Consider the following 17,970-nt stretch of genomic DNA (forward strand, 5'->3'; position numbering starts at 1 on the left):
ATAGAAATGCCATCTGATTTTTAAAGAGCGGAAACAGAACCATGTCCTCTTTCAACGAAATGATTCAAAACATCACCCCCGAGATCTACCAGAGCCTGAAACTGGCCGTGGAAATCGGTAAATGGGCGGACGGCAACAAACTCACTGCCGAACAGCGCGAGCTGTCGTTGCAGGCGATGATTGCCTGGGAAGTGCAGAACCTGCCTGAAGACCAGCGCACCGGTTATATGGGCCCGCAGGAATGCAGCTCGAAATCGGCGCCGGTGCCCAATATCCTGTTCAAGTCGGATGCCATCCATTGATTGAGATTGGTCGCGGTGCAATCAGCAAGATGTCGGCAAGCCTGGAAACGCCGACCGTTCAATATGCGTTCCGTTTGGGCGATACCGAGGTGCCGGTCAATCCCTTGATCGGCACTAAACTGCGTCTGGAATACCTGGGGGAGATCAACTGCTCTCACTGCGGGCGTAAAACCAAGAAGAGCTTCAGCCAGGGCTACTGCTACCCGTGCATGACCAAGCTGGCACAATGTGATGTGTGCATCATGAGCCCGGAGCGTTGCCATTATGACGCGGGCACTTGCCGTGATCCGTTGTGGGGCGAGCAGTTCTGCATGACCGATCATGTGGTGTATCTGGCCAACTCCTCCGGGGTCAAGGTGGGCATTACCCGTGCCACCCAATTGCCGACCCGCTGGCTCGACCAGGGTGCCAGCCAGGCATTGCCGATCGTGCGCGTGGCGACCCGTCAGCAATCGGGGTTTGTCGAAGATCTGTTCCGCTCGCAAGTGGCTGACCGGACCAACTGGCGTGCACTGCTCAAGGGCGACGCAGCGCCGGTAGACCTCGCCGCAGTGCGTGCGCAACTGTTCGAGAGTTGCGCCGAAGGCCTGCACACCCTGCAGGAACGTTTCGGCCTGCAAGCGGTACAGCCTTTGCATAGCGTCGAGCCCATCGAGATTTGCTACCCGGTCGAGCAGTATCCGACCAAGATTGTCAGCTTCAATCTGGATAAAGATCCGATCGTCGAAGGCACGCTGATGGGGATCAAGGGCCAATACCTGATCTTTGACACCGGCGTTATCAATATCCGCAAATACACGGCCTACCAGCTGGCCGTGCATCAGTAAAAGGACTCCAGCATGCGCACCGAACAACCGCAAATGATCTACCTGAAGGACTACCAGGCGCCCGATTACCTGATCGACGAGACGCACCTGACCTTCGAGTTGTTCGAGGATCACACCCTGGTTCATGCGCAGCTGCTGATGCGCCGCAACCCGGCCCGTGGCGCCGGCCTGCCGGCTCTGGCGCTGGATGGCCAGCAGCTGGAGCTGCTGTCGGTCAGCCTCGACGATATCGAATTGACCGCCGAGGATTATCAGCTCAGCGACAGCCACCTGATCCTGCACCCGACCAGCGAACAGTTCGTGGTCGATACCAGCGTGCGCATCCACCCCGAATCCAACACCGCGCTGGAAGGCCTGTACAAGTCCGGCGGGATGTTCTGCACCCAGTGCGAGGCCGAAGGCTTTCGCAAGATTACCTATTACCTCGACCGCCCGGACGTGATGAGCAAGTTCACCACCACCGTTGTGGCCGAGCAGCACAGTTACCCGATTCTGCTGTCCAACGGCAACCCGATCGCCAGCGGCCCCGACGAAGACGGCCGGCACTGGGCAACCTGGGAAGACCCGTTCATGAAACCGGCGTACCTGTTTGCACTGGTGGCCGGTGACCTGTGGTGCGTCGAAGACACGTTCACCACCATGAGCGAGCGCAGCGTGGCGCTGCGCATTTATGTCGAGCCGGAAAACATCGACAAATGCCAGCACGCCATGACCAGCCTGAAAAAATCCATGCGCTGGGACGAAGAGACCTACGGTCGTGAATACGACCTGGACATCTTTATGATCGTGGCCGTCAACGACTTCAATATGGGCGCCATGGAGAACAAGGGTCTCAATATCTTCAACTCCAGCGCCGTACTGGCCCGCGCCGAAACCGCCACCGATGCCGCGCACCAGCGGGTCGAAGCCATCGTCGCCCACGAGTACTTCCACAACTGGTCGGGTAACCGCGTGACCTGTCGCGACTGGTTCCAGCTGTCGCTCAAGGAAGGCTTCACGGTGTTCCGTGATTCCGAGTTCTCGGCCGACATGAATTCGCGCACCGTCAAGCGCATCCAGGACGTGGCCTACCTGCGCACTCACCAGTTCGCCGAAGACGCCGGCCCCATGGCCCATGCCGTGCGCCCGGAGAGCTTTATCGAGATCTCCAACTTCTACACCCTGACCGTTTACGAGAAGGGTTCTGAGGTGGTGCGCATGATCCACACCCTGCTGGGCGCCGAGGGTTTTCGCAAAGGCAGTGACCTGTACTTCGAGCGTCATGATGGCCAGGCGGTGACCTGCGACGACTTTATCAAGGCCATGGAAGATGCCAATGGCGCCGACCTGAGCCAGTTCAAGCGCTGGTACAGCCAGGCAGGTACACCGCGGCTGGCCGTCAGCGAGCACTACGATGCGCAACAACACACCTATAGCCTGACTTTTGCGCAAAGCTGCCCGGCAACTCCGGACAAGATCGAAAAACTGCCGTTCGTCATTCCGGTCGAACTCGGCCTGCTGGACGCCGGGGGGAGTGAAATTGCCCTGCAACTGGCGGGCGAAGCTGCGGCCTCGGGCACCAGCCGCGTGCTGTCAGTGACTGAAGCCGAACAGACCTTCACCTTTGTCGGCATCAACGAAAAACCGCTGCCGTCCCTGTTGCGCGGGTTCTCGGCACCGGTGAAGCTGAGCTTCGATTACAGCCGTGACCAGTTGATGTTCCTGATGCAGCACGACAGCGACGGGTTCAACCGTTGGGATGCTGGTCAGCAACTGGCGGTACAGGTGCTGCAAGAGTTGATTGCACAGCATCAGCGCGGTGAAGCACTGGTCATGGATCAGCGTCTGGTCGAGGCGTTGCGCACGGTGCTGGGTAATGAGCAACTGGATCAGGCAATGGTGGCAGAGATGCTCTCGCTGCCGGGCGAAGCCTATCTGACCGAAATCAGTGATGTGGCCGATGTCGAAGCCATCCACGTTGCCCGCGAGTTCGCTCGCAAGCAACTGGCAGACAGCCTGTTCGACGCCCTGTGGACGCGTTACCAGGCCAACCGCGAAGTGTCCAAAGCCACGCCTTATGTGGCTGAAGCCGAGCACTTTGCCCGTCGCGCACTGCAAAATATCGCGCTGTCCTACCTGATGCTCAGCGGCAAGCCGCAAGTGTTGGCGGCGGCGCTGGAGCAGTTCGAGCACAGCGACAACATGACCGAACGCCTGACGGCGCTGGCCGTGCTGGTCAACTCGCCCTACGAGGCGGAAAAAGCTGCGGCGCTGGCCAGTTTTGCCGAGCAATTCAAGGACAACCCGCTGGTCATGGATCAATGGTTCAGCGTGCAGGCGGGCAGCACCTTGCCCGGCGGTTTGCAGCGCGTGCGCGAGCTGATGCAACATCCGGCGTTCACCATCAAGAACCCGAACAAAGTGCGGGCCCTGGTGGGTGCCTTTGCCGGGCAAAACCTGATCAACTTCCATGCTGCGGACGGTTCGGGCTATCGTTTCCTGGCGGACCTGGTGATCGAACTGAATGGTTTCAACCCGCAGATTGCCTCTCGGCAACTGGCGCCGCTGACCCGCTGGCGCAAGTACGACGCTGCGCGACAGGCGCTGATGAAGGCAGAGCTTGAGCGCATCCGCAGCTCGGGCGAACTGTCCAGCGATGTGTTTGAAGTGGTCAGCAAAAGTCTGGCGTAACGCCTGGACGTAAAAAAGGCGCTGTCCGAGTGATCGGGCAGCGCTTTTTTTATGGTTTTTTGTCGCCCAGAGTGATCAAGCGTGACACAGGCACTTTATCAATCACTGCCGTGTAATTGACTGGCCCTTTGAGTTCCTTGATGTCGTTGTCGATATAACCACGCCGGGAGTAGTCGACAGAGGCGATTTGCTTGCCATTGCGATAAATGTGCACGGGCTTGTCTGCGCTGCCATCGCCATTCCAGGTCAGATTCACCTGTGCCGCATCAGGCGCTAACCGGGCAGAGAATAGCCTTGCACCCAGAGGCCCGGTCAGGGGCAGACCGTCCATGGCATGCCGGGCAGGTACGGGCTCGATGCCAAAATGGGCCAGCAGGGTCGGAGTAATATCCGCCTGGCTGGCAAAGCCGTAGAGGTTGTCGTGGCCCGGATTGTCCGGATTGGTGATGGGGCGGGTAAGTTGCTCGTTGGCGGGTTTGTTGAGTGCGATAAACGTGGTTTTCTCGCTCAGGGTTTGGGCGCCATGATTACGCCCATCGGGCAGGCGCCGGCCATGATCAGTTGTCACCAGGACTAGCCAGTCTTCATCGGGGTTGCTTTGTTTACGGCGCTTGAGTGCGGACAGTAACTGGCCGACCTTGTCGTCGACGCCCTGGATTGCGGTCTGATAGCGGGTTGAAAAACCGTATCGATGGCCGACATTATCAGGCTCGTCGAAGTGCGCGAAAACCAGGTCCGAGCGACCATATTCAAGCTCATAGCTGGCCTTGTCGGCGACGCATTGATCGACGTCGGAGCATTTGATGGCAAGGTCGATAAAGCCTTGGGCAATATCATCGGCGAAGTTGTTGTTGATGGTATTCCAGCTGACAATGCTGCTCGTCTTGCGTTCAGGATCCGCCTGCTTGAGTTGCTTGAACAGGCTGGGCGCTTTGTTGCGCCATGCGTTGTTGTTGGAGGGGACTTTATGTCGGTCTACCCAGGTGCCGGTCAGTATTGTCGTCCAGCCCGGGCCGCTACCGGTAGTTTGCTCTGTCGCAGTGCCGTCAATCCCTCCGATGTAACTTTTGGCGGGGTTCAGGCCGGCAATATGGGGGGCCATATTATTTTGAATGGCTTGCTGAAGTTTTTCGTATTGCATGCCGTCGACACCAATCAACAAGGCCTTGTGGCTTTTGTAGTTTTGGGCGTCGGAGGTATCAGGGGGCGCGGCATGGGACAACATGACGGTGAATGTCAAACCCAGGCCGGTAGCGATAGATAAAGCAAAATGGGTATGGCTCATGGCAGATCTCACTCAGTGAGTTGAACACGAGACGAATATGTAAGGGCTGTATGTCACTGACATTACGTTATTGCCAGCTTTAAATGCAGGATATTTCAGTACCCGGCACGTTCATACGCAGTTCATGTCGGGCCAGGGGAACTGGCCCGGCACTTCATCAGAACTTCCAGCTCACCGATGCCGTGACGTTGCGCGGGGAGCCGTAGTTGCTTTGCCCGTAACGTACGCTTTGCAGGTATTTCTCGTTGGTCAGGTTGTCGAGGTTGAGCTGGGTGCTCCAGTGCGGGTCGATATCATAGCTGGCCATCAGGCCCACCAGCATATAGGCAGCCTGGTTTGCTGCCGGGGTGTCGTCGTTCTCGACCTTGCTCTGCCACTTGAGGCTGCCGCCCACTTTCACCTGCGGTGCCATCGGCAGCTTGTAGGCCATGGAGGTGGTCAGGGCATTGCGCGGTATAAACTTGCGTCCGCGGTTGTTGTCGGCATCGGTGATATAGACGTAGGTATAGCCCCCGCTGATTTGCAGGCCCGGCGCCAGTTCGCCCGAAGCTTCCAGTTCTACACCGCTGCTCTTGTACGACATGCCGTCATACAGGTAACCGCCCAGGGAAGGGTTGAAACCTGAGTAGGTGGCAACGTTATCCTGCTTGGTATGAAATACCGCTGCCGAAACGTCCAGTTTCTTGTCCAGCAGATGCCCCTTGATCCCGGCCTCGTAGCTCTTGCCTTCCAGCGGGTCGAGCACCTGGCCCTGGGTATTGAGGTAGTACTGCGGGTTGAAAATCTTGGTGTAGCTGGCATACAGCGAGTACTGCGGCGTCAGGTCATAGACTACGCCAGCGTACGGGGTGACTTTGCCATGAATGCTCACGTCCCGCCCCGAACCGTAGTTTTCACCGTCGCTGTCGGCACTGAGCATGCGCGCACCGACGATCAGGTGCAGGTCGTCGGTAAGGCTCAACCGTGTACCGGCGTAGAGACTCTTCTGGCGGTCGGTGTAATTGGAGGTCGCGTCGGCATTGGCCATGTTGTAAGCAGGCTTGGGGATGACGCCGTTGAGGGCATCTTCCAGCGACACCGGGGTGTAGTACGAGGAGGTGCCGTACAGCGAGGTTTCCTGGGTACGGGAACGGGCCACGTTGGCGCCGAAGGTCAACTGGTGCTCGCGGCCGCCCAGGCTGAAAGGCCCGCTGAACGAGAGGTCGCCATCCAGCTCGCGGGTCTTGCCTTTGTAGTTGGAGGCCAGCCCGGTATAGCCGGTGCTAGAGGCGCTGTTGGCATAGATGTAGAACATGTCGGTGTCTTCGCGATGCTCCATGGCGGTTACGGTCAGCGTGGACTTCCAGTCATTGGCGAAGTGGTGCTGCCACTCGGCGAAGGCGCGACTGGTGCGTACATCCCAGTACACCCAGGGCTGGGCAATGTTGGCACTGGTGCTGCTGTAGTGCAGGGCGTTGCCGCTGCTGTCGGTCAGCGGCAGGGAGCCCCAGCTGGCACCGTTGGCATTGCTTTTCTGGTCTTCATAACCGACGGTCAGCGTGTCGTCGTCACTCAGGTCGAAGGCGAGCATGCCACTGAAGATGTTCTTTTCCCGGGAATAACGATCCAGATAAGAGTTGCCCACTTCGTTGGCATAGATCACTCGCCCGCGCACATTGCCCGAATCGGTCAGCGGCCCGGAGACGTCGAGATCGACCCGGCGCTTGTCCCAGGAGCCGGCGCTGACGCTGACCTTGGCCTCAGGCTCATAGGTGGGGCGTTTGCGGATAAAGTTAACCGTGGCCGACGGGTTGCCAGTGCCGGTCATCAGGCCGTTGGCGCCGTGCAAGACATCAACCTGCTCGTAGGGTGCGGTGTCGATATCACCCACCAGCACGCCGCCGGTGAGCCCCATGCCCATGCCGTCGTACTGGAAGTTGGTGATGTCGAAACCGCGGGCAGTGAAGTAAGTCCGGTCGGTCTCGACCTTTTGCACGTTGACTCCGGGGGTACTGTCCAGCACATCGCGAATACTGTTGAGCTTGAAGTCGTCAAGTTGCTCGCGCTTGATGCTGGTGATGCCCTGGGGTGTTTGCCCGGCGGTGAGGTTCAATCGCGTCGTAGTGGCGGCGGGTTTGGCTTGATAGCCCGGTGGTGCATCTTCACTGTCGGCGGTGCCGGTGACGCTGGTGGAAGGCAGGTTCAAGGTGTATTCGTCGGCTGATGCCGAATTGAGCATGCCCAGTGCGACAAGTGTAAGGGCGGACGTCGGAAGGCTGAACAGTGAGCGCATGATCTGCGGATACTCCGGGCTGGAACTGCGTAAACGAGAATTAGTTACAAAGTTTTACATTTGTGCAAATGATAATCAATGCTCTTAACTATTCTTTACGCATTGTTGCAAAATCCTTGCTGCGGTCTTTTTATCGGGCACCTCGGCGCCTCGACCAAACGCCGCCTGCCGAGTATCTGCAAAATCTCGCCAACGGCTCTGCGTGAAGGCTATAAACTGTCAGCCTGTGTGGTTCCGGCTTGAAGCGTCGGAGCCGGTTCATCATCGATAGCGAGTAGTGCATTCATTAAATGAGCAACCCCACCTCTACCTCTAAAGCCAACTGGCAGCCTGTAATCGCGCTGGCGCTGGCCGCTTTTGTGTTCAATACCACCGAGTTTGTGCCGGTGGGGCTGCTGAGTGCGATTGGCGCAAGTTTTGACATGGCCACGGCCCGGGTCGGGCTGATGCTCACCATCTATGCCTGGGTGGTGTCACTGGCTTCCTTGCCGATCATGCTGGTGACGCGCAACGTTGAGCGGCGCAAGTTACTGCTGGTGCTGTTCGGGTTGTTTATCGCCAGTCATGTACTGTCGAGTCTGGCGACCAGCTTCGGCATTTTGTTGCTTAGCCGGATCGGCGTGGCGCTGTCCCATGCGCTGTTCTGGTCGATAACAGCCTCTCTGGCGGTGCGTCTGGCGCCTGAGGGCAAGCAGGTGCAAGCGCTGGGGTTGCTGGCCACCGGTACTTCGCTGGCGATGGTGATGGGGGTGCCCCTGGGCCGTTTGCTGGGCGAGGCCATGGGCTGGCGTACCACTTTTCTGGTGATCGCAGCGCTGGCGGTGTTGCTGGTGCTGTGGTTGGCGCGCACTTTGCCGTTGCTGCCAAGCCAGAATTCCGGCTCGCTCAGAAGCTTGCCGGTGCTGTTCAAGCGCCCTGCGCTGGTGGCGGTGTATCTGTTGACGGCGGTGGTGATCACGGCGCAATTTACCGCGTACAGCTATATCGAACCCTTTGTGCAGAACGTGGCGGGTATGAGCGGCGCTACCGTGACCCTGATCCTGCTGCTCTTCGGCGGTGCGGGGATTTTCGGTTCGCTGTGTTTTAGCTGGTTCCACAAATACAGCCCGCTGGGCTTCCTGCTGACCGCTGTGGGCCTGATCGCGCTGAGCCTGCTGTTGCTGTTGCCGGCCAGCAACTGGATTGAATCCCTGGGGGTGTTGAGCATCATTTGGGGGATGGCGATCATGGGCTTTGGCCTGGCGATGCAGTCCAAAGTACTGACCCTGGCGCCGGACGCGACGGATGTGGCGATGGCGATGTTTTCCGGTATCTACAATATCGGCATTGGCGGCGGGGCATTGCTGGGCAGTTCGGTGGGCAGCCATTTCGGTTTTGCCTGGATCGGGCTGGCAGGTGGTTCGCTGGCGGGGCTGGCGTTGGTGTTCTACGCCTGGACCATGTACCGGCTAAACCGCAGCGCCGCACAGGCCTGACATACCGGGGCTTTGGCGCAAGGCCAGAGCCCCGGCAGGTTTACACGATGATCAGCACCCTCCCGATCGCAGCCTCGTTCCACTCGTCAACGACTACAACATGGAGTTGGTGGCGAGGCAGAAGAGACAACCCCTGATCTCAGGATTCAAACCTTTGAATCCTGAGATCGGCAGAACCTGAACAAACACGCTGTCGAGATGCTCCAGGCCATAGAGTGCAGCCTGGAGGTACTTGTCAGCGGCCACAAAGTCCCGGTTTCAGGCTTGCACTTTGATTGGCACGGGTAATCACCGTGATGACCGCCAATGCCGCAATGACCAGTCCCGGTGAAGTCGCCAGCAGCACCCCGGTCGTTCCGGCCCCGGCGGCGAGGATCTGACCTGCTGCCAAGGGACCTGCAACCGAACCCAGGCGCCCGATAGCGACTGCAGCGCCGACGCCGGTTGCCCGTACGGCTGTCGGATACAGCGGCGGAGCCATTGCATAGAGCACCAACTGCGCCGCCATTACAAACAGGCCCACAGCAAAGCCTGCAGTGGCCACGGGCACAATCCCTACCGAAAAGCCGATCCCGGCCAGTGATGCGAGTAGCCCGGCATAGACGCCCAGAACCACCTTGATCGGGTTGCAGCGGTCCAGCAGCAGGCCGCCGAGCAAGGAGCCCAAAGCACCGCCTATGTTGAACAGCATTTGCACCATGCCCGCTTGCGGCTTGGTGAAACCCTGGGCGAGCAGCAGTGTGGGCAGCCAGTTCAGCAACATGTACATCACGGTCAGGGTAAAGAAGTAACTGAGCCACAACGCCAGGGTCGAACGGCCACGACCTTCACCAAACAGTGCCTGGCCCGTAGACACGCGCAAAGCCTGGCTGGCGTCCTGGCGGAAAACCCGGGACTCGGGCAGCAGGATGATCATCAGCGGCACGACAAGCAACGGGGCTAGCCCGCCGATGATAAAGGTGGTTTGCCAGTGGTCATGGGAGAACATCGCCACTACCGCTGCCATTGCGCCACCCAGTGGCACGCCGCAATACATGATGCTGATCGCTGTGCCACGACGGCGTTCGTCTACCGCTTCAGCACATAGGGCGATCAGGTTGGGCAGGGCAGCTCCCAGACCAAGGCCCGTCATGAATCGCACCAGCAGCAAGTGGTAGTAGCTGTCTACATAGGCGGTCAGCAGGGAGAAGACGCCAAACAGGATGACCGCGCCGATGAGGATCTTTTTACGGCCGACTCGATCGGCAATCCAGCCGCCGAAGAATGCACCGGGCAGCAGGCCGATGATCCCGACACTGAACACCCAGCCCATCATTTTCGGGTCCAGGTCAAAGGTTTGACGCAGGCCGGCGGCGGCAGTGTCCGCGGCTTGCAGGTCAAACCCTTCGATAAGCGCAACGATAAAGCACAAAGCGATTGTCAGCGTCGAACGATGCTGTGGAGTGTTCATGGACGAACCTCGTTATTGTTTTTGTAGGGGGGCTTTCAGCGAGCCAAATAAAGATTAACAAAGATAACTAAAAAAAGAAGCTGCGAAGGTATTTGCTAAAAAATCAGCTTAAACGTGTTTAAAACAGGCTTTTAGCCAGTGCGTGCCTGTAATTATCAAAAATAGATAAGAAACATAATGTTCGATTATCGATCATTTAAGATTGACGTTGCTTTGACTTGTTTCCATTCTCTGGCCCAGGAAACGCCATGAGAGCGTTCTGGTTCTGTCAAAAACAACAATAAATGGACATTCAATATGCATACGCTCAACCAAGGCGCCCTGCGCTTGTTCCCGCTTTCGTGCATTGCCCTGTGCCTGCTCAGTACCCCTGTTTGGGCCCAGGGATTTATCGAAGACAGTCACGCCACCCTGACCTTGCGCAACTACTACATGGACCGTGATTACAAGGACGATGGCGTCAAGACCGCAGCGCGGGAATGGGCCCAGGGCTTCATTGCCAACATGGAGTCGGGCTTTACCGAGGGCACGGTCGGTTTCGGGCTGGATGTGCGTGGTCTGCTGGGGGTCAAGCTGGACTCTTCGCCTGACCGCAGCGGCACCGAACTGCTGCCGGTCAATAGTGACAAACAGGCTGCGGATGAGTACTCGCGACTGGCCTTCACCGGCAAGCTGCGTTTTAGCCAGACCACGCTCAAGACCGGTGATGTGTCGATTTTTCTGCCGTTTGCCTTTGCCAGCCCGTCGCGGCTTTTGCCCCAGACCTTTCGCGGGACCACCGTCAGCTCCAAAGAAATTGACGGTCTGACCTTCAACACCGGATATATCGACGCGATCAATAAACGTGACTCCACCAACTACCAGGCCATGACTATCGCGTCGCCCAATGGCCGATTCAAGGGCTCGGCTGAAACCTCGCACCTGGCTTACGGCGGTGGTGATTATCAGGTCAACAAGAACCTGAGCGTGCGCGCCTACCATGTCGAGGTGGCGGATTTGTACAAGCAAAGCACCCTGGCATTGCTGCACGATCTGCCCCTGGGTGATGGCGTGCTGACCACCGACCTGCGCAGTTTTTTCAGTGATGAGGCGGGCAGTGCCAAAGCAGGCAAGGTCGACAACATCAACGCATCGGCGCTGTTGGGGTATCGGCTGGGAGGGCATCGTTTAAGTGTGGGCTACATGCATTCCAGCGGTGATACGGCGACGCCTTACATCTCGGGTACAGAGTTGATGGGCATGAGCGAAATGACCATGAGTTCGGATTTTCTCAATGCCAAGGAGCGCACCTGGCAGGCCATTTACGACTACGACTTCACGGCGGTGGGGGTAGTGGGATTGAAAGGGCGGTTGCGTTATGTGCGCGGTGACAATATCGAACTGGTGTCCTTGAATGCGGATGATCGCAAGGAGCGCGAGTTTCAGATGGAGCTGGGGTACGTGATACAGAGCGGGCCGCTGAAAAACCTGGGCCTTTTGGCGAGGAAGTCTATTTACCGCAATGACTTCCCGGCAGGTGCGGCCTTTCGCGACGAAAACCAGACCCGCTTCCTGGCCATCTATACCTTGCCGATCTGGTAGGGCCAATTGTCTATTTGCTGGAGAGCCGTGCGAGGCCCTGCGCGTGTTGCGGTTTTGCGACCGCTTCACGCTCGAACGTAGCCTCGTTCTACTCGTCAACTGCTACGCAGTGGCATGAGTTGTGAAAATCGTAGCAGCTGCCGAGCCGTGCGAGGCTGCGTTCGGCTGCGCAGCAGTCGTGAAATCAGCTTTCACTATTGATCAGGCACTGCGCATGTTGCGGATTTGGTAGCTACAGCGCTGGGCTATTCCTGATACACCTTTTTCAGCAGGCGCAGCAGTTCTTCACGCTCGGCGCTATCCAGCGCCGAGGTCGCGTCGATGTCGCTTTGCGCAGCAATAGCCTTAAGCTCTTTGAGCAGGGCTTCGCCGGTCTTGCTCAGGAATATGCCGTAGGAGCGTTTGTCGGGTTTGCAACGAACCCGTACCGCCAACGCCCGACTCTCCAGCTTGTTCAACAATGGCACCACTTGCGGGGGCTCAATCGCCAGCGCCCGGGCCAGGTCCGCCTGCATCAGCCCGGGATGCTGGTCAATGATCGCCATTGCCGAAAACTGCGCCGGACGCAGGTCGTGGGTCGACAGCCGGCTGATCAGGTTCTGGAAAAGCTTGAGCTGGGCGCGGCGCATGGCATAGCCGATCAGTTCGTCCAGCGCGGTGTCCAGAGGAGCCTGTACGTCCGGGCTTTCAGGCATGGCCTCTTGGGCGACGACAGGGGTGGCTGGCTTGGCCATAAATAGAGGGGTCCTTGCTCGAATGAAGTTAATAAACGTATCTAGTTTGCCGCGGTTGCTGGTTGATAGCCATCGCTGCGTTATTTTACGAGCGTTTGCCGCATAAAAAATTGGTTAATTTAATTAATGGTTGATTGACATAACTAATTATGCCGGTTAGTTTTCACTCATCTTCAAGCGAACAACAAGAGAGCAATCGCTATGAGCCAATACGAAGGCCGCTGGAAAACCGTCAAAGTCGAAATCGAAGACAGCATCGCCTGGGTGATACTCAATCGTCCGGAAAAACGCAATGCCATGAGCCCGACCCTGAACCGTGAAATGATCGACGTGCTGGAAACCCTCGAGCAGGACCCGCAGGCGGGTGTTTTGGTGTTGACCGGCGCGGGCGATGCCTGGACGGCGGGCATGGACTTGAAGGAGTACTTTCGCGAAGTGGACGCCGGTCCCGAGATTCTTCAGGAGAAAATCCGCCGTGAAGCGTCGCAGTGGCAATGGAAGTTGCTGCGCATGTACGCCAAGCCAACGATTGCCATGGTCAATGGCTGGTGCTTTGGTGGTGGTTTCAGCCCGCTGGTGGCGTGCGACCTGGCCATCTGCGCTGACGAGGCAACGTTCGGCCTGTCGGAAATCAACTGGGGCATTCCACCGGGCAACCTGGTCAGCAAGGCTATGGCAGACACCGTAGGCCATCGCCAGTCGCTGTACTACATCATGACCGGCAAGACCTTCGACGGGCGTAAAGCCGCCGAGATGGGCCTGGTCAATGAGAGCGTACCGCTGGCGCAGTTGCGTGAAGTCACCATTGAGCTGGCGCGCAATCTGCTGGAGAAAAACCCGGTTGTACTGCGTGCGGCCAAGCATGGCTTCAAGCGTTGCCGCGAACTGACTTGGGAGCAGAACGAAGATTATCTGTACGCCAAGCTCGACCAGTCGCGACTGCTGGATACCGAAGGCGGGCGTGAGCAGGGCATGAAGCAGTTCCTCGATGACAAGAGCATCAAGCCAGGCCTGCAAGCCTACAAGCGCTAATCTCGCTGTTCAGGGTGCGCCGGTCGCACCCTGTAAATGAATTCCCGATAACGACAATAAAGAGGAATCACCATATTGGACGTGCCCCTGCTCATTGGCGGAAAGTCGTGCCCGGCCCGTGATGGTCGAACGTTCGAACGCTGCAACCCGGTGACGGGTGAGGTGGTGTCACGCGTGGCCGCCGCCACCCTGGAAGATGCCGATGCCGCAGTTGCCGCGGCTCAGGCTGCTTTTCCCGTGTGGGCCGCGTTGGCGCCCAATGAACGGCGTACCCGGTTGCTCGCTGCTGCCGAGTTGATGCAGGCACGGGCGAGCGAGTTTATCGAGGCAGCGGGTGAAACCGGGGCTATGGCCAACTGGTACGGGTTCAACGTCAAGCTGGCGGCCGGCATGCTTCGTGAAGCCGCCTCCATGACCACCCAGATCAACGGCGAAGTAATCCCCTCCGATGTGCCCGGCAGTTTTGCGATGGCCTTGCGCCAACCCTGTGGCGTCATCCTGGGCATCGCGCCCTGGAATGCCCCGGTGATTCTGGCAACCCGTGCTCTGGCCATGCCGCTGGCGTGCGGCAACACCGTGGTGCTCAAGGCTTCCGAGCTGAGCCCGGCCGTTCACCGGCTGATTGGCCAGGTATTGCAGGACGCGGGACTGGGCGATGGCGTGGTCAACGTGATCAGCAATGCTCCGGTAGATGCGCCGGCGATTGTAGAGCGACTGATCGCCAATCCGGCGGTGCGCCGGGTCAATTTTACCGGCTCAACCCACGTGGGGCGCATTGTTGCCGAGCTGGCAGCCCGTCACCTCAAGCCGGCCCTTCTTGAGCTGGGGGGCAAGGCGCCGTTTCTGGTACTGGATGACGCTGACCTTGACGCCGCAGTCGACGCCGCAGCCTTTGGCGCTTACTTCAATCAGGGCCAGATCTGCATGTCCACCGAGAGGCTGATCGTGGACAGCAAGGTGGCGGATGCCTTTATCGACAAGCTGGCAGCCAAGGTTGCCACCTTGCGCGCCGGTCATCCCCAGGCGGACGACTCGGTACTCGGATCGCTGGTGGACGCCAGCGCCGGTGTGCGGATCAAGGCGCTGATCGACGATGCGGTCGGTAAAGGCGCGCGGCTGGTGGTGGGTGGTCAGGTCGATGGCAGCATCATGCAACCAACGTTGCTCGATGGTGTGACCCCGAGTATGCGCCTGTACCGCGAAGAGTCTTTTGGCCCGGTTGCCGTGCTACTGCGCGGGGACGGCGATGAGGCCTTGCTGAGTCTGGCCAACGATTCGGAGTTCGGTTTGTCGGCGGCGATTTTCAGTCGGGACACCGGGCGTGCCCTGGCACTGGCCCAGCGGGTCGAATCGGGCATTTGCCATATCAACGGCCCTACGGTCCACGATGAAGCGCAAATGCCCTTTGGTGGGGTCAAGTCCAGCGGTTACGGCAGTTTTGGCGGCAAGGCGTCGATCGAGCAATTCACCCAGTTGCGCTGGATCACCTTGCAGAACGGGCCGCGCCACTACCCGATCTGATTGTCTGCACAAGGCATAACAATAATAAGGAGTCATGCCTGCGCCATGCCGCTTAAGTGTCGGACGGGCCGCGCATGCCTTGTTGGAGGAGCATGACGTGAGTTTCGAATTCAAATCCCCGGCCAAGTCCCCTACGTCCCCGGCACGTTATCGCGAGGTGGCTATCGGTCACCCGGCGGTCGAAGTGCTTGAGGTCGGCGGCATCTTGCACATGCGCTCCCTGGAAACCCTGGAGCCGATGCCCGAACGCTTGCTTGATCGCCTGGTGCACTGGGCGCAGGTCCGGCCCGAGCACACCTTTATCGCTGCACGGGACAGTGATGGCGAGTGGCGTCGCATCAGCTATGCCCAAATGCTGGAAGACGTTCGCGCCATTGCGCAAAGCCTGCTGGTGTATGGTCTGGGGGCAGAGCGTCCGCTGGCAATACTGTCAGGCAACGATATTGAGCATTTGCAGATGGCGTTGGGGGCGATGTACGCCGGTATTCCTTACTGCCCGGTTTCACCTGCCTATTCGTTGCTGTCCCAGGATTTTGCCAAGTTGCGCCATGTCTGCGACCTGTTGCAGCCAGGCCTGATCTTTGTCAGTGATGCGGCGGTCTATCAACGTGCCGTGCACGCAGTATTGCCCGCAGGGACGCCATTGGTAGCGGTACGTGGCGAGATGGCTGGGCGGCCCCAGGTGAGCTTTGCCAGCTTGCTGGAGCAGGCGGGCGGCGCCGAGGCCCAGGCTGCGTTCATGGCGTCAGGCCCGGACACCATCGCCAAATTCCTCTTCACTTCAGGCTCTACCAAACTGCCCAAAGCGGTGATTACCACCCAACGCATGCTCTGTGCCAATCAGCAAATGCTGTTGCAGACCTTTCCGGTATTTGCCGAAGAGCCCCCGGTGCTGGTGGACTGGCTGCCCTGGAACCATACGTTTGGCGGCAGTCATAACCTCGGTATCGTTCTGTACAACGGCGGTACGCTGTACCTGGATGGCGGTAAACCAACGGCTCAGGGCTTTGCCGAAACCCTGCGCAATCTCAAGGAAATCTCGCCGACTGCCTACCTCACCGTGCCTAAGGGCTGGGAAGAGCTGGTCACTGCGCTGGAAACTGACAGCGACTTGCGGGCACGATTTTTTGCCCGCATCAAACTGTTCTTTTTCGCCGCAGCGGGCCTTTCGCAAAGTATCTGGGACCGGCTCGACCGGGTTGCCGAGCAACACTGTGGCGAGCGCATCCGCATGATGGCCGGGCTGGGCATGACCGAGGCTTCGCCTTCATGCACCTTCACCACCGGGCCGTTGTCGATGGCCGGTTATATCGGTCTGCCGGCGCCGGGCTGTGAGGTCCGGCTGGTGCCGGTGGACGGCAAGCTGGAGGGGCGCTTTCGCGGCCCGCACATCATGCCCGGTTACTGGCGCGCCCCCGAGCAGAGTGCCGAGGCGTTTGACGATGAAGGCTTTTACCGCTCAGGTGATGCCATCAAGCTGGCCGATCCTTGCAACCCGCAATGGGGGTTGATGTTCGATGGACGACTGGCCGAGGACTTCAAATTGTCCTCCGGGGTATTTGTCAGCGTGGGGCCGCTGCGAAACCGGGCCGTGCTCGAGGGTTCGCCCTATGTTCAGGATCTGGTGATCGCAGCGCCGGATCGCGAGTGTCTTGGTGCGTTGGTATTTGCCCGTCTGTACGAGTGCCGACAGTTGTCGGGCTTGCCTGCGGACGCCAGCGATGCGCAGGTGTTGGCCAGTGAACCGGTACGCCAGTGGTTTGCTGACTGGTTGCGGCGGCTCAATCTCCAGGCCAGTGGCAATGCCAGTCGCCTGGAATGGATCGCGCTGCAGGATGAGGCCGCGTCGATCGATCGCGGTGAAATCACCGACAAGGGTTCGATCAATCAGCGTGCAGTGCTGCAATGGCGAGCGGCGCATGTGGAAGCACTTTATCGCGGGCAGGCGCCTTCGATCCTGCGTGCAGGCAAGCCGTCGTGAGCCCTGGAGGGCAGTACTCGGCATTCACCGATGTCGCCATTCTTGAGGCGGTTCGTACACCATGGGTCGACCTGGGTGGGGCATTGGCCCAGGTTTCACCGATTGATATGGGAATCAAGGTCGCCCGTGAAGTGCTGGCCCGTGCCGGGCTGGGCGGGCAGGCAGTGGACTCGGTACTGGCGGGTTCAATGGCTCAGGCCAGTTTTGATGCGTACATGTTGCCGCGTCATATCGGCCTCTACAGCGGTGTGGCACAACAGGTGCCTGCCCTGGCGGTGCAGCGTATTTGCGCCACAGGGTTTGAACTGTTGCGCCAGGCTGCCGGGCAGTTGCATGACGGCATGGAACTGGCGCTGTGTGTGGGCACCGAGTCCATGTCCCGCAACCCGATTGCCGCCTACACCCATCGTGGTGGATTCCGCCTGGGGGCGCCGGTCGAGTTCAAGGATTTTCTCTGGGAAGCGCTGTACGACCCGGCTCCCGGCGTGGACATGATCGCCACGGCGGAAAACCTGGCCAAGGATTATGGCCTGAGCCGTGAGGCAGTGGACGGCTATGCCCTCAATAGTCACCAGCAGGCACTTCGCGCCCAGGCCAGCGGCTGGCTGGGGGATGAAATCGTCACCCTGCGCAATGAAGTGTTTGAACTGGAGGGCTGTCAGCCGCGTGGTATCAGCCTGCCGCGTCGATGTGAGTCTGTCAGCCTCGACAGTCATCCGCGTGCCACCGACGCCGTGGCCCTTGCCAGGCTGGGAGCCATTCACCCTGATGGTGTGCAAACGGCGGGTAACAGTTGCGCAGTGGTGGATGGCGCCGCTGCCGCGCTGGTCGCCCGTGCAT

General features: G+C 59.0%; 13 protein-coding genes. 9 read left to right on the plus strand and 4 right to left on the minus strand.

What is annotated here, in order from left to right:
- Positions 1–41 precede the first annotated feature (41 nt).
- Genes GHO42_RS04970 through pepN form a run of 3 tightly spaced genes read left to right on the plus strand, consistent with a single transcriptional unit; the run spans position 42 to position 3,799 of the window.
- On the plus strand, positions 42–302 hold the full coding sequence (locus GHO42_RS04970; RefSeq protein WP_016780738.1) for a YeaC family protein: 261 nt from the start codon (positions 42–44) through the stop codon (positions 300–302).
- The gene (locus tag GHO42_RS04975; protein ID WP_095000383.1) at positions 299–1,129 is read left to right on the plus strand and encodes a DUF2797 domain-containing protein; all 831 of its coding nucleotides are present in this window, start codon (positions 299–301) and stop codon (positions 1,127–1,129) included. The genes GHO42_RS04970 and GHO42_RS04975 overlap by 4 nt, the downstream gene beginning before the upstream one ends.
- A 12-nt stretch (positions 1,130–1,141) precedes the next feature.
- The gene (gene pepN / locus GHO42_RS04980; protein WP_095018021.1) at positions 1,142–3,799 is read left to right on the plus strand and encodes an aminopeptidase N; all 2,658 of its coding nucleotides are present in this window, start codon (positions 1,142–1,144) and stop codon (positions 3,797–3,799) included.
- Positions 3,800–3,848: 49 nt separating this feature from the next.
- Here pepN and GHO42_RS04985 read toward each other — a convergent pair whose 3' ends face one another.
- Together GHO42_RS04985 and GHO42_RS04990 are read right to left on the minus strand one after the other, a co-directional pair.
- Positions 3,849–5,084 (minus strand): alkaline phosphatase family protein, encoded by a 1,236-nt coding sequence (locus GHO42_RS04985; protein ID WP_095018020.1) that lies wholly within the window; start codon positions 5,082–5,084, stop codon positions 3,849–3,851.
- Positions 5,085–5,241: 157 nt separating this feature from the next.
- Positions 5,242–7,356 (minus strand): TonB-dependent siderophore receptor, encoded by a 2,115-nt coding sequence (locus GHO42_RS04990; protein ID WP_095018019.1) that lies wholly within the window; start codon positions 7,354–7,356, stop codon positions 5,242–5,244.
- 290 nt (positions 7,357–7,646) lie between these two features.
- Between GHO42_RS04990 and GHO42_RS04995 the strand changes: the two genes are divergently transcribed.
- A complete protein-coding gene (locus GHO42_RS04995; RefSeq protein WP_095000379.1) occupies positions 7,647–8,831 on the plus strand; it encodes a sugar transporter in 1,185 nt (394 codons plus the stop codon).
- A gap of 235 nt (positions 8,832–9,066) precedes the next feature.
- On the opposite strand, the gene mhpT is transcribed toward GHO42_RS04995, so the two are convergent.
- Positions 9,067–10,281 carry a 3-(3-hydroxy-phenyl)propionate transporter MhpT gene (gene mhpT, locus GHO42_RS05000; RefSeq protein WP_153326185.1) on the minus strand — a complete coding sequence of 405 codons (1,215 nt, stop codon included), beginning with the start codon at positions 10,279–10,281 and terminating at the stop codon, positions 9,067–9,069.
- 297 nt (positions 10,282–10,578) lie between these two features.
- Here mhpT and GHO42_RS05005 point away from each other — a divergent pair, with 297 nt between their 5' ends.
- On the plus strand, positions 10,579–11,862 hold the full coding sequence (locus tag GHO42_RS05005; RefSeq protein ID WP_153326187.1) for an OprD family porin: 1,284 nt from the start codon (positions 10,579–10,581) through the stop codon (positions 11,860–11,862).
- Positions 11,863–12,107: 245 nt separating this feature from the next.
- Here GHO42_RS05005 and GHO42_RS05010 read toward each other — a convergent pair whose 3' ends face one another.
- Positions 12,108–12,596 carry a MarR family winged helix-turn-helix transcriptional regulator gene (locus tag GHO42_RS05010; protein ID WP_095000376.1) on the minus strand — a complete coding sequence of 163 codons (489 nt, stop codon included), beginning with the start codon at positions 12,594–12,596 and terminating at the stop codon, positions 12,108–12,110.
- Between the two features lie 201 nt (positions 12,597–12,797).
- Between GHO42_RS05010 and GHO42_RS05015 the strand changes: the two genes are divergently transcribed.
- The 4 genes from GHO42_RS05015 to GHO42_RS05030 all read left to right on the plus strand — a co-directional run.
- On the plus strand, positions 12,798–13,628 hold the full coding sequence (locus GHO42_RS05015) for a p-hydroxycinnamoyl CoA hydratase/lyase (protein ID WP_019822412.1): 831 nt from the start codon (positions 12,798–12,800) through the stop codon (positions 13,626–13,628).
- Between the two features lie 72 nt (positions 13,629–13,700).
- Positions 13,701–15,149: an aldehyde dehydrogenase gene (locus GHO42_RS05020; RefSeq protein ID WP_095000375.1), complete on the plus strand. Its 1,449-nt coding sequence runs from the start codon at positions 13,701–13,703 to the stop codon at positions 15,147–15,149.
- A gap of 97 nt (positions 15,150–15,246) precedes the next feature.
- The gene (locus GHO42_RS05025; RefSeq protein ID WP_368668082.1) at positions 15,247–17,130 is read left to right on the plus strand and encodes a feruloyl-CoA synthase; all 1,884 of its coding nucleotides are present in this window, start codon (positions 15,247–15,249) and stop codon (positions 17,128–17,130) included.
- Positions 17,127–17,970, plus strand: an 844-nt coding sequence (locus tag GHO42_RS05030) for an acetyl-CoA C-acyltransferase (protein ID WP_371928115.1), incomplete at its 3' end; no start/stop codon positions are given. The genes GHO42_RS05025 and GHO42_RS05030, both read left to right, overlap by 4 nt.

The sequence above is a fragment of the Pseudomonas sp. FSL R10-0056 genome, assembly GCF_009600105.1.
Lineage (GTDB): Bacteria > Pseudomonadota > Gammaproteobacteria > Pseudomonadales > Pseudomonadaceae > Aquipseudomonas > Aquipseudomonas bubulae.

What these genes read in the sequence shown, in the direction of transcription:
- GHO42_RS04995 (WP_095000379.1), top strand. Translation starts at nt 7,647, where the DNA reads ATGAGCAACCCCACCTCTACCTCTAAAGCCAACTGGCAGCCTGTAATC.
- GHO42_RS04970 (WP_016780738.1), top strand. Translation starts at nt 42, where the DNA reads ATGTCCTCTTTCAACGAAATGATTCAAAACATCACCCCCGAGATCTAC.
- GHO42_RS04985 (WP_095018020.1), bottom strand. Translation starts at nt 5,084, where the DNA reads ATGAGCCATACCCATTTTGCTTTATCTATCGCTACCGGCCTGGGTTTG.
- GHO42_RS05015 (WP_019822412.1), top strand. Translation starts at nt 12,798, where the DNA reads ATGAGCCAATACGAAGGCCGCTGGAAAACCGTCAAAGTCGAAATCGAA.
- GHO42_RS04990 (WP_095018019.1), bottom strand. Translation starts at nt 7,356, where the DNA reads ATGCGCTCACTGTTCAGCCTTCCGACGTCCGCCCTTACACTTGTCGCA.
- GHO42_RS05005 (WP_153326187.1), top strand. Translation starts at nt 10,579, where the DNA reads ATGCATACGCTCAACCAAGGCGCCCTGCGCTTGTTCCCGCTTTCGTGC.
- pepN (WP_095018021.1), top strand. Translation starts at nt 1,142, where the DNA reads ATGCGCACCGAACAACCGCAAATGATCTACCTGAAGGACTACCAGGCG.
- mhpT (WP_153326185.1), bottom strand. Translation starts at nt 10,281, where the DNA reads ATGAACACTCCACAGCATCGTTCGACGCTGACAATCGCTTTGTGCTTT.
- GHO42_RS05010 (WP_095000376.1), bottom strand. Translation starts at nt 12,596, where the DNA reads ATGGCCAAGCCAGCCACCCCTGTCGTCGCCCAAGAGGCCATGCCTGAA.